A 13,952-nucleotide genomic window follows, 5' to 3' on the forward strand; every position below is an offset into this window, starting at 1 on the left:
CGCTGAAGAAGGCTGCCGGCAAGGAACCCGGACGTTGTTCGCCTGCACTAGGCAAAGTCGGACGCTAAAGCAGCGTTTCGGCCGTATATCGCAACCCGTCGACGGTATTCACCCGCAGAAGCCAAAGCGGGAACGGAGTTGTGTAGGTGTCGCGGCTTGGGCCAGAGTGGTTGATGTATCCCGGGCAACATAAGCTGATGACAGCCGAGGCCATAGCGGCTGAAGCATCTCAAGTAATAGAAGCTGGTGGCAACCGAGGCCATGCGGCTGAAGCATCTCAAGTATTGGCAACCGAGGCCATGCGGCTGAAGCATCTTAAGCAAAGAAGCCGCCGTCACCACCACCGCGGCCCGACTTCTAACGGAACGTAGCGCCCTTATTCATTCATTTCCCGGCTATTTCCCGCTGTAACGGAACCCAGAGAGCTTATTGGCCTCATACGGCGGAGATTTATCTGCATTTGCCCGGAATAAGGTCTCGTCGTTCCGTTAGAAATGGAGACATCTGAAATACGAACAAATAGCGGCTCCAGGTTCCGTTAGAACGCCGAACCCAGCCAATAACGCCGAACCCAGCCAATAACACCGAACCCTGCCAATAACGCCGAACCTCCTGCTAAGAGGCCGAGCCCTTCCGTTAAGAGGCCGCTCTCCCGTTAGACGCGGGAAGCGGGAAGGCCTGCTTTCCCTTCCCGCACTTTAGCCCTCAAGCTTGCCGCGCCTCTTGCCCGGCATGGTGCCCGGCGGTATAACCGGTGGCGAAGGCCGCCGTGATGTTGTAGCCGCCGGTATAGCCGTGGATGTCCAAGACCTCGCCGCAGAAGTAGAGGCCATCCATCAGCTTCGAGCCCATCGTGCGCGGGTCGACCTCTTTCAGATTGACGCCGCCGCCGGTCACGAACGCCTCCTCGAAGGAGCGGGTGCCGCTCACCTGAAGCGTAAACGACTTCAGCACGGACACGAATGCCTGCCAAGGTTCTTTGGGCAGGTGCTCATAGGTTGTGTCCGCCGCGAGTTCCGCCCGGGTGAACAGCAAGGGCAGCAGGCGCTCGGGAATCGTGCCTTTCAGCACGTTCTTCAGCGCTTTTTTCGGTTCCTCCGCCGCCAGCCGGCGCAAGCGCTGCTCCAGTTCGGCCGCCGATTCGTCCGGGAACAGGTCGATCGTCATGGTGACGTCGGAGCCGCCGTTTTTCTGCTTGATGCCGCGGATGAAGCCGCTGCAGCGCAGGGCGATCGGGCCGGACAAGCCGAAATGGGTGAACAGCATGTCGCCGCGATGGCTGACGACCGGCTTTCCCTTCGGCCCCAGCACGGACAGCTTCACGTCGCGCAGCGATAACCCTTGCAGCTCCCGGCTCTGGATGAACGGCTCCCGGGATACGATCGGCACCTCCGTCGGATACAGCTCGGTGATCGAGTGGCCGGCGGCCTGCGCCCACGGATACCCGTCGCCGGTCGAACCGGTGTGGGGCACCGAGCGTCCGCCCGTGGCCACGATCACCGCCCGGGCCGCCATGAACTCCCCGGAAGCCAGCACAACACCGCTTACGCGACCTTCCTCGTAACGGATCTCCCGGACGGGGTGGTGGACGAGCAGCCGGACGCCAAGCGAACGGGCTTTGCCGATCAGCGCGTCGACCACCGTTTTGGCCTTGTCGGACACCGGGAACATCCGTCCGTTATCCTCCTCTTTGAGCGCGATGCCCAGATTTTCGAAGAACGCGATAATATCCCGGTTGCTGAACAGGGAGAATGCGCTGTACAAAAACCGTCCCCCGCCCGGAATGTAAGCGATCAGCTCGTCGATGTCCTTGTTGTTGGTCACGTTGCAGCGTCCGCCGCCGGAAATGCCGAGCTTTCTCCCCAGCTTGTCCCCTTTGTCGAGGAGCGCTACGTCCGCTCCCTGTTCCGCCGCCGCGATGGCGGCCATCAGCCCGGATGGGCCGCCGCCGATGACGATTACGTCGACTTTTTTCATATCCGTATCCTCTCTATTTGTACTTTCTTACTATTTTCTAAACTATGCATTATTGTAAAACTTTGTCGGCTATGATTTAATCGAAACTAGAGTTGTATTCTTGTATTCTTCCGCCTGAGGAGGGAGAACGTGGATGCTGTAAAAGAGATCATGCTTCAAGTGCTGATCGCCAGCTTGCCTGCCTTTCTGTTTCCGCTGACCTTTGAAAAAAGCAATTGTTACGGGCAGCACAACCGTACCGCCAAGAGGCATCCCTTCGCTATAGGTTTAACGTATACCTGCTGGTGCAGCGCGCTGCTGTGCGACATCTTCGCCTCGCGGTTATGGGACGTGATTCCGCTGAATTTCGGAATTTTACCCCTGTTTGCCCTGATGCTGTACGGCAGGTTTCGGGACGGGATTGTCTTGGCCGTGGCACATGTCATCCTCCATCCTCTGTTTGCAGTAAATTACACCCTTGCCGGGTTCATCATGGAAACGGGAGTGCTGCTGTATCCCTTTGTTCTGCTCACTTCCCGCTATTTCAAAAGAACCGGCCGCCAGGGCAAAGTGGCCATCCTTTCCCTCTTCTTTATGGGCGGGGAGACGATGACCGGCTTGTCTCCGTTTATGGCCGGAAGCATGTCGCTAAATTCCGACCTGAGCGCGTTATCGATTTGGCTCGTTAACGTGTTCGTGACGATGCTGGTCGGCAGCTTGTTCGTGTACATGATTGAAAGCACGCTGGAGAAGGAGAAGCTGCGCGGCCAAGTGCTGCAGCTGTCGCGCGAATACTTCCGGGAAGCGGAGAAGCTTCAGCAGATGATGGACGCCGCTCCGCTCGGTATCGTATTACTGGATCAACAAAGCTATATTATATCGATAAATGACACGTTTCTCCAATTATACCGGACGTACCGCGAGGAGCCGGAGGATCTGCGACGCGAGGATTTGCTGCTGCGCAGGCTGGACGAAGTGCTCAGCGGCGTTCCGATCGAGTCGATCGCCTCCCGGGTCGAGCAATCGCTGGAGGGCCAGACGAAAATGACCGACCTGATCAAAGCCAACGATCACATTTATTTTACCAGTACTTCGCCGATTCAAAAAAGCCATTCCAAGGAAGTCATCGGCGCAGTGGCGATCGTCCAGGATATCACCGAATTGGAAACGCTCCGCATGGAGCTGAACCATGTGGAGCGGCTCAGTCTGGTCGGCCAAATGGCCGCCGGCATTACGCACGAAATCCGCAATCCGATGGCGGTGGTCCGAGGGTTCCTGCAATTGATGCGGGAGAAAAGCCCGCCAATGCTTGATCATTATTATCGCATCGTCATGGAGGAGCTGGACCGGGCTAACGGCATCATCAGCGATTTTCTATCCCTGGCGCAGAATCGTCCGGTCGAAAGCGAGAAATGCCATCTTCACGACATCATCACAGAGTTGACGCCGCTGCTTTGGGCCGATGCGAACCTTCGCGGCCAAACGATCGAGGTCAAATTGGATGACCGGATGCCTACGCTGCTGTTGAATGCCAAGGAGATCAAGCAGTTGATTTTGAATCTGTCGCGCAACGCGATGGAAGCGATGGAAGAGAAGGGGCAACTGACGCTGGAGACCCGGGTGGCCGATCAGGGCGGGTTGCTGCTTGTTAGCGATACGGGGCCCGGGATTCCTCCCGGACAGCGGGAGAAGTTGTTCGAGCCGTTTTTCACCACGAAAGCAAAGGGAACGGGACTTGGATTAGCTTTATGCCTCAGCATTGTCGAACGTCACGGCGGCAAAATCAGCGTCGATTCGTCGGAGGGCCAGGGCACGACGTTTACCGTCCTCTTCCCGTTTTCCTAAAACCGGACGAGCGGGAGGGCGGCAGGGCAGAGTTGCTTTCCTTCCTTATGAATGTATAATAATATTAATCTGGCTAAGGGCGACGCGGATGCGGCGCTCGCTAAGGGCCGTGTTATAATTGCATAAGGAGTGATGGGAATGTCGATGTCATTTGACCAATATATGAGAGACATGGTGCAACCGATGAGAGACGAGTTGACCGTGTTGGGCGTTCAAGAATTGCGCACGCCGGAGGAAGTCGAAGAGAAGCTGCCAAGCGCGAAGGGAACGGCGCTGGTCGTCGTCAACTCCGTTTGCGGCTGCGCCGCGGGACAATGCCGTCCGGGGGTAGCGAAGGCGCTTCAGCATGATCTGACGCCGGATCACTTGTTCACCGTGTTTGCGGGGCAAGATAAGGAAGCGACGGCCAAAGCCCGCGAATATTTCGCGCCGTATCCGCCTTCTTCGCCTTCCATCGCTTTGATGAAGGACGGGGAACTCGTCCACTTCATCGAACGCCACCAAATTGAAGATCGCTCGGCCGAGGAAATCGCCGCCGATCTGACCAGCGCGTTCGACCGGTTCTGCCGGTAGTAGGCCCGGTATCGGCTTGCGGCCGATCCGCTTGCCGATTTCGCTCCGCCATCCGGGTTCGCCCGGATGGGCCGGGGCGTTTTTAGATTTGGGAATCACGATTTACATAAGATGTTATATTGGATGTGGAGGGGTTAACGTATGAGCCTGCAGCAGGAAATTATCGAACGGTTGGGCGTCAAGCCCGTCATTGACGTGGATGAGGAGATTCGCCGGCGCGTCGACTTTTTGAAGGAGCAGGTCAAAGCCGCGCGCGCGACCGGCCTGTTGATCGCAATCAGCGGCGGGATCGACAGCGCGGTAACCGCCGGCTTGTGCAAACGGGCAACGGACGAGCTGACGCAGGAGACCGGTCAACCGTACATGACGCTCGGTGTATTCCAGCCTTACGGGACGCAGGAGGACATCGATCACAGCTACGAGGTGGCCAAGGCGTTTGGGTTGGAACACAAGGTGGAGACGAACATCGAGGAAGCCGTGGACGAAATGGCCCTTGAAGTCGAACACGGTCTGAAAAATATCGGAAAGTCCCGTCACCTGAGCCCGCAAGGCAAAGGCAACATCAAGGCGCGGACGCGGATGGTCATGCAATATGCGTTGGCGTTCGAGCTGGGCCTGCTCGTTGTCGGCACCGACCACGCTTCCGAGGCGATCACCGGCTTTTACACGAAGTGGGGCGACGGCGCGGTCGACATTACGCCGCTCAGCTCGCTCAACAAACGTCAGGTCCGACAGCTTGCCGCCCGTCTCGGCGTGCCGCGAATCGTGATCGACAAGGCGCCGACCGCTGGCCTGTGGGAAGGGCAGACGGACGAGAATGAGCTCGGGATCAGCTATGACGATAACAGCGATTATCTCGAAGGCAAGCCGGTGGATCCGGCGGTCCAAGAGCGGCTGGAGTCGTTCTACCGGAAGACGGAGCACAAACGCAGCCCGATCCCGGGCATTTGATTCAAGGGCGGACTTCGGCCGGAGCGGGTCGGATGCCGAGAATTGAGGACGCGAAACGCGGGCCCGGGCGGGAAGCCCGGCGGCCCGCGTCTTTTTTTTTACGAGCGATTGGACTTGGACTTAAGTCTAGTACGAATCCCGGACCCGGGCCTGTGGCGGCGGTGCGCGTTAACGTTATAATGCAGGGAGACAGGATGAAATTTCTACCTGCTGCGGCGTGCGCGAGCTTGCGGATGGAACCGCCTCTGAATCTCTTTACGACTTTGTCCGTATATATAACATGATCCATTGTTTATTTTTTTACTGGGAAGTAGTATTAGGATGGAGTTCAGTTTGGGAGATTTGAGGGAGGGGTTTCATTGAAAAACGTATTTACGATTTTTACGGCGCCCGAGGAAACGTTTAAGCGGGTACGGGAGAGTAAGAGCGCCTGGCTCTTTGCGCTTGCGGTGCTGGTGGTTGTGTCCGTTGTCGTGATCTACATGCAGATGCCCGCGTTGGAGAAGGAATTTCAACGGCAGTTCCAAAACCAACAGATGGATGCCGCGATGCAGGACACATTTGTGTCCGCAGCCAAAACATCCGCTTACGTCATGGGTGTCATTATGCCGGTGATCACCATGTTTATAACGGGTCTGCTGCTGATGCTGCTCAATCTGGTAGTGCGCGGGGAAGGCAAGTACATGCAGTTCGTGTCCATCGCCGCATTTTCCGCCCTGCCGGGCCTTGTGGGCAGCTTGATTACGGGGATCCTGGTCATGACGATGGACGTGCAGTCGGCAACGGATGTTTCGCTTAGCTTGGGGGCTTTTGTCGCCGATAAATCCAGCCAGATGTACCGCTTATTGTCTCTGATTAATCCATTCTCCATCTGGAGCCTGGTGCTGTATATCATCGGTTCCTCCGTGATCATGAAACGGCCGCGCAAAACGTTGGCCACCTGGATTATCGCAGCTTGGCTCGTCATGTCGTTGGGCTCGCTGCTGCTGGTTTAAGTCCGGAATTATACATAATAGGATAGGTGATGGACTTGTTCAAGAAAAAATGGTTTTGGGGCGCCGTCGTCGGGTTAGCCGTCATCGTGCTGGTGGCTGCCAATATGGTGGGGCTGAATCGTGCGGTTGAAGTGAGAACCGCGGAAGTAGGCATGGGAAAGATCGTCGAGCAGATCTTTACGAACGGCAAGCTGGAGCCGGGACAGACGACCGCGGTGTACGCGCCGGCAAGCGGCGTGGTGGAAGCGGTAAAGGTGAAGCAGGGCGATGCGGTCAAGAAGGGGCAGGTCCTGCTGACGCTGGGGATGGAGCAAGTCAGGGAGCAACTGGAGAAGGAGCGGATTAACCTGCAACTGACCGAGGCGGAGCGGCTGGCGGCCAAGAAGCAGCATTTTGAAAGCTTCAAGCAAGCGCAAAGCGAGAACTCGGACCAGGAGCCGAAAGAGCTCGATCTCACCGCCTACGACCTGCGAATCCGCTCCAGTCAGCTAACGATCGACTCCCTGGAGAAGCAGCTCGCGAACCAGCAGCTCCTGGCTCCGGCGGACGGCGTGATTACCTCGCTATCGGCAAACGCGGGCCAGATGATTGCCGAAGGCGGCGAAATCGCGAAGATTGCCGATGTGAGCGGCCTTAAAGTAACGGCGTACCTGAACGAGCTGGATGCGGGCAAAGCGGCGCAAGGGATGAAGGCCGTTGTTACCGGCGAAGCCTTCGCGGACAGTTATGAGGGCACCATCTCTTATCTGGCGCCTACGGCGGGGCTGTCCGAACCGACCTCCAAGGATACGACGGTGGAGATGAAGGTCAGCCTGAATCAAGTATCGCCGGAGCTTCGGCCGGGTTATAACGTGACGGTGGAAATGGAGATTCCCGACAAGGAGCGGTTGCTCGCGCCCCTCAGTGCGGTCCAGTACGAAGGTGAGCAGGCCTACGTCTTTAAGATCCAAGACGGAGTTGCCGTCAAGGTGCTGGTTACGACGGGCAAGGAAGGCGAAGACCAAATCGAACTGGTCACGGGGGTGGCTGCAGGCGACCTCATCGTGGTGGAGGGCGGCGACAAACTGCAGGATGGCGCTAAGGTGAAGGTGAAATGATTACGCTGACGGGCATTACCAAAGTCTACAAAAACGGCCCGCTCGAGGTGCAGGCTTTAATGCCGCTCGACCTGCATATCGAAAAAGGCGAGTTCGTGGCCATCATGGGCTCGTCAGGCTCCGGCAAATCGACGCTGATGAACATTATCGGCTGCCTGGACATCCCAACCTCCGGCAGCTATGAACTGGACGGGGACCCGGTGCAGTCCCTAAGCGAGGAAGAGCTGTCCAAGGTGCGTAACCGCAAAATCGGCTTCGTGTTCCAAAGCTTTAATCTGCTGGGCCGACAAACGGTCTTGCAAAACGTCACGCTGCCGATGATGTACGCCGGCATTTCCCGGGAGAAACGCAATGAACGGGCGCTTGAGCTGCTGGACAGGGTTGGGTTGGCCGAACGGGTCAAGCACCGGCCGAATGAGCTCTCCGGCGGGCAGAAGCAGCGGGTAGCGATCGCCCGGGCGCTGACGATGAATGCGCCGATCCTGCTGGCCGACGAGCCGACCGGGAACCTGGATACGAAATCGTCCCATGAAATCATGGCGCTGTTCAAACAGATCCATGACGAAGGTACGACGATCGTGCTCGTCACCCACGAGCCGGATATCGCCGAACACGCCGACCGGATCATTACGTTTGGGGACGGCCGGATCTTGAGCGACAAACGTAAAGGAAGTGTGAGCCTATGAGCATTTGGGAGAGCATCCTTGTTGCCCTGGACAATCTCCGAATGAACAAGCTGCGTTCCTTCCTGACGATGATCGGCATCGTGTTCGGCGTTGCTGCGGTGGTCACGGTCGTGTCGATCGGGCAGGCCGGTCAAAGCTCGATCATGTCCGAGATGTCGAGTTATGAGGACGGATATTTCCTGGTTTACCCGAACTATAACAACGGGGATCCCGATGACAATACCTATTTCCGGCAGCGGGAATTGGCTGAGATTCGTAAACTGCCGGGAGTACGCTACGTTTCGGCGTCGTCTACCTACGGCATGACCGGCAAATTCAAGAAGGAAGATTTGCAATTCAGCATTACCGGGACGACTTCGGAAATGCCCAAACTGCAAAAAGTCGACATTGTGGCGGGGCGCTTTTTCAATTCTCAGGAGGAACGGGCGCGTCAAAAGACCATTGTGGTCGAAGCCAAATACGCGGATAAAGCGTTTGGGTCTCCGCAAGGAGCGATCGGGCGGAAAGTCCAGCTATCCGGAGGGGCATTCCGGATTGTTGGGGTGTACAAGGTACAGGAGAGCCTTATGAGCGGAATGAACGGGGCGCGATATTCCGCCTACGCGCCGATTACGGCCATGCCTACGGACGGAGACGCGCCGAGCGATCGATTAAGCATGATCGAAGTTCTGCCCACTTCGCCGGAGAGAATGGACGAGACGGTGGACACGATCAAATCCTGGCTGGCGGAACGGAAGAACGTGAGCAAAGATACTTATATCTCGGAATCGGCGAAAGATGCCGAGCAGATGATCAAAAGCACGTTCTCCATCCTGCAGACGATCATCGGCTCCATCGCCGGTATTTCCCTGCTCGTCGGGGGAATCGGGGTTATGAACATCATGCTGGTCTCCGTGACGGAGCGGACCCGGGAGATCGGGATTCGCAAAGCGATCGGCGCGACTCCGGGGACCATCATGCTCCAATTTATGATTGAAGCGGTGATTCTCTCGTTTATCGGGGGGACGATTGGTGCGCTGCTGGGGCTGTTTGCCGCCTGGGCGTTCGCTTTGATATCGGGCATGCCGTTTGTCGTATCGCTTGGAGCGATGGTGCTCGCTTTCGGATTCTCAGCCGCGGTCGGCATCTTCTTCGGCTTGTATCCGGCGAACAAAGCCTCGAAGCTGCACCCGATCGAATCGCTGCGTTACGAGTAAAAACCCGTGCGCGTTAAACAACCCGGCCCTCCAAATGGAGGAGCCGGGTTGTTTGATTGCGGGCAAGCAGCCGGGAGTTAGGCATTTGATCCTGCGGGCTGAACCGGAATGTAAATATCGATCTGTTTGCCTTCCTTCGGCCAGCAGCGTTCGTCGTACCATTCGAAATCGGGCGCAGCGACCTGCTCGTACCCGGATGACGGGAACCAGTTGGTGAAGATCTCGTCCCAGGTCTGCTGGATGGCCGAAGTGAAATCGGCTTCGCCGGCCGGCGGAGTGGTGAAGATCGCATAGGTCGCCGGCGGGATGCGGTACTCGGTCAGGCCGGCCTGAACCTCGGCCGCTTCGTCGACCGCAAAGCCGATGATATAGCGGAACGTGCCGTCTTCGCCTAGGGTGGTGCATACGCCGAGTTCAACGTGGGGACGGAGTTTGCCGGGAATGCGCGAGCTCCATTGCTCGCGCATGTATTTTTGCCAGAAGGCGGGAATATCCTTGTGATTCTCTCCATCCACCGTGGTCGTTGTCAGCGAGACCCCCAGGATCCGCAGGGACGGAACTTTTTCGATACGGCATTGCATGACGTAATCTCCCCAGTCGTAAGAAATTTGGGCAACGAAATCTCGAAGCGGATTGGCCTTGGGCACTAGGTAAGGCGGGCGGCCACGGCGGCGGCATTCCGTCGGCAGAATCCCGTACATTTTGCGGAAAGCCCGGGTAAAGGCCTCATGGGAGCTGAAGCCGCAGCACAGCGCAATGTCGAGCACTTTCTGGTCGGAATGCGCCAGGAGTTCGGCCGCTTGGGACAATCTGCGCTTCCGGACGTAGGACGTCATCGTATCCCCGACGAAATACAGGAACGTCCGATGAAAATGGTATTCGGAGTAAAACATCGCCTTGGCCACCTCGGCCAACGTAAGCTCCTCGCCCAGCCGCGCTTCGATATAATCGATGCTTTGTTGAATGGTGTTGATTTGATTCATAACTTCCTCCAGACCGGTCTATGGATAAAGTATAGCGGAACGACGAACGGGCTTCTTGATCATTCTTGCGGTTGGGGAGAACGAGATAGCTTCAGTATAGCATATAGGAGAGGGGAGCTTGTCCGGCCTTGGCTCCGGCTACGCCCCGGCAAGACTCGCGTCGCCGCGGGTTCCCTGTTACAATGGGGAAGGCGGTCGTTTGCGGGCCTGGCCCGGCAAGCGGAGCAAAGTAAACGGGAAGAAAAACGAAGAGTGAGGGAAGAAGGGCTGCCTGTTGATTTTCGGAATCGGACATGACATCGTCGAAATCCAACGCATGGAGCGTTTGCTGCACAAGGCGGTCGGCGAACGGCTGCGGCGGCGGATTTTGACTGCGGCGGAGCTGGAACTGCCGGGACAAGCTGCCCGGCCGGCGGAGTTCCTGGCGGGGCGGTTTGCGGCCAAGGAAGCGGTCAGCAAGGCGTTCGGTTGCGGCATCGGCCGGGTGCTCGGTTTTACCGACATGGAGATTTTGCCCGATGCGGGCGGGAAACCGTCGGTTACTTTGACGCCCGAAGCCTGGGAACGGCTTGGGTTGACCGGAGTCCGAGGCCCGGGGGGCAGCCGGTATGCCATACATCTTAGCATTACGCATGAGCGGCAACTAGCTTCGGCCTTTGCCGTGGTGGAACGCGTGGAATAGAAGGAGAACAGCATGCGGGGAAACAGGGAAACACGGATATTTTTCAGTACGGAGCTGCTCGGCTGGTACGAGCGGTCCAGGCGGGACCTGCCTTGGCGCAGGCACCGCGATCCTTATTATATATGGGTGTCGGAGATCATGCTGCAGCAGACGCGCGTGGATACGGTCATCCCTTATTTCCGGCGGTTTATCGAGCGTTTCCCGACGATTCGGGACCTGGCGGAGGCGCCGGAGGAGGAGGTGCTGAAATGCTGGGAGGGGCTTGGCTATTATTCGCGGGCCCGCAATCTGCAAGCAGCAGCCCGGCAGGTGATGGAGCGGCACGGCGGGATCGTGCCGGATAACAAGGCGGAGGTATCCGCCTTGAAGGGAGTCGGCCCGTATACGACCGGGGCGATCCTGAGCATCGCCTTTAACCGCCCGGAGCCGGCGGTGGACGGCAACGTCATGCGGGTGCTGTCGCGCTACTTCCTGATCGAGGAGGACGTCGCGAAGGTCGGGACGCGCACCCTCATGGAGGAATTGGCCGCGGAGCTGATCCCCGAGGGGCGGGCCTCCGATTTCAATCAGGCGCTGATGGAGCTGGGCGCGCTGGTTTGCACGCCCAAGTCGCCGCAATGCCTGATCTGCCCGGTGATGGCCCGTTGCGCCGGCCGGCTCGAAGGCGCGGAGGAGCGCCTGCCGGTCAAGAGCAAAGCGAAGCCGCCGCGGCCGGAATACCGGCTCGCCGCCCTCGTCGAAGGCGGCGGGGCGCTGGCCGGCCGCGTGCTCGTGCGCCGGCGGCCGGACACGGGGCTGCTCGCACGGATGTGGGAGCTGCCCCACATCCCCGCCGGCGCCGTGCCGGGCGAAGGCGCCGGCTTGCCCGACGGCCCGGCGATGGACCGGCTGGCGGCGGAGCTGGCCGCCGCCGGGGTGCCCGCCCGGCCGGGCGGGGCGCTGCTGAACGCGGAGCACACGTTCAGCCATATCCATTGGAATCTCCGCGTTTTTCGCTTTGACGCGGAGATTCCAATGGAGGCGGCCGGCGGCGGCATGAGCCCCGCGGCCGTGGCCGAGACCGCCGCGGCGTATGACGCGGCGGGCGGCGCAGCCGGCTCGGCGGTCCGGCCCCCGGCCAACGCCGGTGCCGTCGCCGATGACACGGCCTCCGAGTACCGCTGGATCACTCGGCAGGACATGGACAACCTGGCGTTCCCGAACGTCTTTCTGCGCATTCTGAAGGGATACTTTGGCTCGTAATGGGCAGAAGCCTGGCGGGTAGCGGAACGGCATGCGCACGTGGTAAGTGAGAAGGCAGGGAAGCCGAGGTATGAGGAGCATAGTAGTAGGCGGGAAGCCAAGCAAAATAAAGCAGTTCTTTGGCTGGAGGCTGGAGGGAGGGTGTGCAGCGCGGTGGTACATCTGGTGATCTGGTAGTCTGGTGATGATGTGCAGCGCGGTGGCAGATCTGGTGATCTGGTAGTCTGGGAATTTGATGTGAAGCACGGACGTAGAACGTTGGTGTGGAGCGCTAATAAGATCTGGGCAGCAGTTTGCAACAAGGGCGAGGGACTAATTAGAGGTTAATGGAGGTTAATGGAGTTTGAGAGCATAGCGTTATAAAATCACCTTATTTGGCCCGAGACTCCCGTTTTTGGCCAAATAGCGTTAAAAAGTGTTCTTATAATCAGCAATAGAGCACATTAGGGACGCAAATTGAGCCAATAAGGTGATCAATTAACGCTATTTTGCGGTTCATGACCGTTTTTGGCCAAATAGCGTTAACATTTCACCCTATTTGGCCATTTCACCATTTCGCCCTTACCGCTATTCGGCCTCCCGGGCCACCCAGCGGCATTAGCACAACATCAAAAAGGGAAGGCGCCGGTCGGCACCTTCCCTTTTTGATTGTTTGCCGGGGGCCCCGACACAGGCGCAATTCAAAATTCACATCATGCGGTTCTCCACGGATTTCATGTGGTTCTGCGTATCCGGCTCGCGGTGCTCTTCATCCGAGACCTTGCCGAGGTCGGCCGTCGCTCCGCCGCCGGTGACGTTGTGGGCGAAATTCGTGAACTGCTGCTTATGCGCATCCTCCGCGTGTTTGGCTTTCAGAAGCTCCTCCGGATCATTGGTCAACTTGCGCTTTTTCGTTGCCATCGTCTGCATCCTCCTAGGCGAGTTTTGAAATGGAACGTTAGCTCTTCACATTCGCAGCTTCGTATCGGCGGTTTACTTCGTCCCAGTTGATGATGTTCCAGAACGCCGCGATGTAATCCGGCCGTTTGTTTTGGTACTTCAAATAATAGGCGTGCTCCCAAACGTCGAGGCCGAGGGTCGGCGTTAAACCTTCGGAGAGCGGATTGTCTTGGTTTGCCGTGCTGGTGACGGCGAGCTTGCCGTCCTTGCCGACGACGAGCCAGGCCCAGCCGCTGCCGAACCGGGTCGTCGCCGCTTTCGTGAACTCCTCTTTGAATTTGTCAAAACCGCCCAGGTCGCTGTCGATTGCCGCCGCGACGGCGCCGGTCGGAGCGCCTCCGCCGCCTGGACCGATCACTTTCCAGAACAAGCTGTGGTTGGCATGACCGCCGCCGTTGTTGCGCACGGCTGTACGGATGTTATCCGGAACGGCATCCAGGTTGGAGATGAGCTCCTCCACGCTTTTGCTTTGTAGATTCGGCGCGCTCTCCAGAGCTGCGTTTAAGTTGGTCACGTAGGTGTTATGGTGCCGATCATGGTGGATATTCATCGTTTGTTCATCGATATGAGGTTCCAATGCGTTAGCCGGGTAAGGCAACGCAGGCAATTCATGCGCCATTCTCGATCTAACCTCCCGTTTAAAATGGATTAGCCTTGTCATCCGAGCGTAAAGAAAGTATGAAAGCCTCCTCCTCTTAACACCCACATAACAATCCTATTATTGGCAATGCATAAAAATATATGTATAAATGTTAGTCAATCATGGACGTTCGGCGAAAGTTCACAATTGTAAACGCTTAATATGAA

Annotated in this window: 14 protein-coding genes; 10 read left to right on the forward strand and 4 right to left on the reverse strand. The window is 57.7% G+C overall.

Annotation, left to right across the window (positions count from 1 at the left end):
• Positions 1-705 precede the first annotated feature (705 nt).
• A complete protein-coding gene (locus ACZF99_RS03710; protein WP_483609189.1) occupies positions 706-1,977 on the reverse strand; it encodes a BaiN/RdsA family NAD(P)/FAD-dependent oxidoreductase in 1,272 nt (423 codons plus the stop codon).
• 129 nt (positions 1,978-2,106) lie between these two features.
• On the opposite strand from ACZF99_RS03710, the gene ACZF99_RS03715 reads away from it, so the two are divergent.
• From ACZF99_RS03715 to ACZF99_RS03745, 7 genes are all read left to right on the forward strand, one after another.
• On the forward strand, positions 2,107-3,801 hold the full coding sequence (locus ACZF99_RS03715; RefSeq protein ID WP_483609191.1) for a two-component system sensor histidine kinase NtrB: 1,695 nt from the start codon (positions 2,107-2,109) through the stop codon (positions 3,799-3,801).
• Positions 3,802-3,939: 138 nt separating this feature from the next.
• Entirely contained in the window at positions 3,940-4,374 is a 435-nt protein-coding gene (locus ACZF99_RS03720) for a BrxA/BrxB family bacilliredoxin (protein ID WP_483609193.1), read from the forward strand.
• Positions 4,375-4,515: 141 nt separating this feature from the next.
• On the forward strand, positions 4,516-5,325 hold the full coding sequence (gene nadE, locus ACZF99_RS03725; protein ID WP_483609195.1) for an ammonia-dependent NAD(+) synthetase: 810 nt from the start codon (positions 4,516-4,518) through the stop codon (positions 5,323-5,325).
• Positions 5,326-5,684: 359 nt separating this feature from the next.
• Complete coding sequence (locus ACZF99_RS03730; protein WP_483609197.1) at positions 5,685-6,320, forward strand: YIP1 family protein; 636 nt, start codon at positions 5,685-5,687, stop codon at positions 6,318-6,320.
• Positions 6,321-6,349: 29 nt separating this feature from the next.
• Complete coding sequence (locus tag ACZF99_RS03735) at positions 6,350-7,417, forward strand: efflux RND transporter periplasmic adaptor subunit (protein WP_483609199.1); 1,068 nt, start codon at positions 6,350-6,352, stop codon at positions 7,415-7,417.
• Positions 7,414-8,103, forward strand: coding sequence for an ABC transporter ATP-binding protein (locus tag ACZF99_RS03740; RefSeq protein ID WP_483609201.1), 690 nt, complete (start codon positions 7,414-7,416; stop codon positions 8,101-8,103). The genes ACZF99_RS03735 and ACZF99_RS03740 overlap by 4 nt, the downstream gene beginning before the upstream one ends.
• Complete coding sequence (locus ACZF99_RS03745; RefSeq protein ID WP_483609203.1) at positions 8,100-9,299, forward strand: ABC transporter permease; 1,200 nt, start codon at positions 8,100-8,102, stop codon at positions 9,297-9,299. The genes ACZF99_RS03740 and ACZF99_RS03745 overlap by 4 nt, the downstream gene beginning before the upstream one ends.
• A 77-nt stretch (positions 9,300-9,376) precedes the next feature.
• Here the strand turns inward: ACZF99_RS03745 and ACZF99_RS03750 are convergent, their stop codons facing one another.
• Positions 9,377-10,282, reverse strand: a complete 906-nt coding sequence (locus ACZF99_RS03750) for an AraC family transcriptional regulator (protein ID WP_483609205.1) — start codon at positions 10,280-10,282, stop codon at positions 9,377-9,379.
• A 118-nt stretch (positions 10,283-10,400) separates the two neighbouring features.
• Here ACZF99_RS03750 and ACZF99_RS03755 point away from each other — a divergent pair, with 118 nt between their 5' ends.
• From ACZF99_RS03755 to mutY, 3 genes are read left to right on the forward strand one after another with little or no spacing between them, the layout of a single operon-like run.
• Entirely contained in the window at positions 10,401-10,538 is a 138-nt protein-coding gene (locus tag ACZF99_RS03755) for a hypothetical protein (protein ID WP_483609207.1), read from the forward strand.
• A gap of 18 nt (positions 10,539-10,556) precedes the next feature.
• Complete coding sequence (acpS, locus tag ACZF99_RS03760) at positions 10,557-10,964, forward strand: holo-ACP synthase (protein ID WP_483609209.1); 408 nt, start codon at positions 10,557-10,559, stop codon at positions 10,962-10,964.
• Positions 10,965-10,976: 12 nt separating this feature from the next.
• Positions 10,977-12,206 (forward strand): A/G-specific adenine glycosylase, encoded by a 1,230-nt coding sequence (mutY, locus tag ACZF99_RS03765; RefSeq protein ID WP_483609211.1) that lies wholly within the window; start codon positions 10,977-10,979, stop codon positions 12,204-12,206.
• A gap of 687 nt (positions 12,207-12,893) precedes the next feature.
• Here mutY and ACZF99_RS03770 read toward each other — a convergent pair.
• Complete coding sequence (locus ACZF99_RS03770; RefSeq protein ID WP_483609213.1) at positions 12,894-13,106, reverse strand: hypothetical protein; 213 nt, start codon at positions 13,104-13,106, stop codon at positions 12,894-12,896.
• A gap of 37 nt (positions 13,107-13,143) precedes the next feature.
• Complete coding sequence (locus tag ACZF99_RS03775; RefSeq protein WP_483609214.1) at positions 13,144-13,764, reverse strand: superoxide dismutase; 621 nt, start codon at positions 13,762-13,764, stop codon at positions 13,144-13,146.
• Between the last annotated feature and the right edge of the window lie 188 nt (positions 13,765-13,952).

The organism is Paenibacillus sp. JL3B1040, assembly GCF_057063165.1.

Bases quoted from the DNA above. Each gene is read 5' to 3' on its own strand.
- ACZF99_RS03710 (WP_483609189.1), bottom strand. From the start codon at position 1,977: ATGAAAAAAGTCGACGTAATCGTCATCGGCGGCGGCCCATCCGGGCTG.
- ACZF99_RS03720 (WP_483609193.1), top strand. From the start codon at position 3,940: ATGTCGATGTCATTTGACCAATATATGAGAGACATGGTGCAACCGATG.
- nadE (WP_483609195.1), top strand. From the start codon at position 4,516: ATGAGCCTGCAGCAGGAAATTATCGAACGGTTGGGCGTCAAGCCCGTC.
- ACZF99_RS03735 (WP_483609199.1), top strand. From the start codon at position 6,350: ATGGACTTGTTCAAGAAAAAATGGTTTTGGGGCGCCGTCGTCGGGTTA.
- ACZF99_RS03740 (WP_483609201.1), top strand. From the start codon at position 7,414: ATGATTACGCTGACGGGCATTACCAAAGTCTACAAAAACGGCCCGCTC.
- ACZF99_RS03745 (WP_483609203.1), top strand. From the start codon at position 8,100: ATGAGCATTTGGGAGAGCATCCTTGTTGCCCTGGACAATCTCCGAATG.
- ACZF99_RS03750 (WP_483609205.1), bottom strand. From the start codon at position 10,282: ATGAATCAAATCAACACCATTCAACAAAGCATCGATTATATCGAAGCG.
- mutY (WP_483609211.1), top strand. From the start codon at position 10,977: ATGCGGGGAAACAGGGAAACACGGATATTTTTCAGTACGGAGCTGCTC.
- ACZF99_RS03770 (WP_483609213.1), bottom strand. From the start codon at position 13,106: ATGGCAACGAAAAAGCGCAAGTTGACCAATGATCCGGAGGAGCTTCTG.
- ACZF99_RS03775 (WP_483609214.1), bottom strand. From the start codon at position 13,764: ATGGCGCATGAATTGCCTGCGTTGCCTTACCCGGCTAACGCATTGGAA.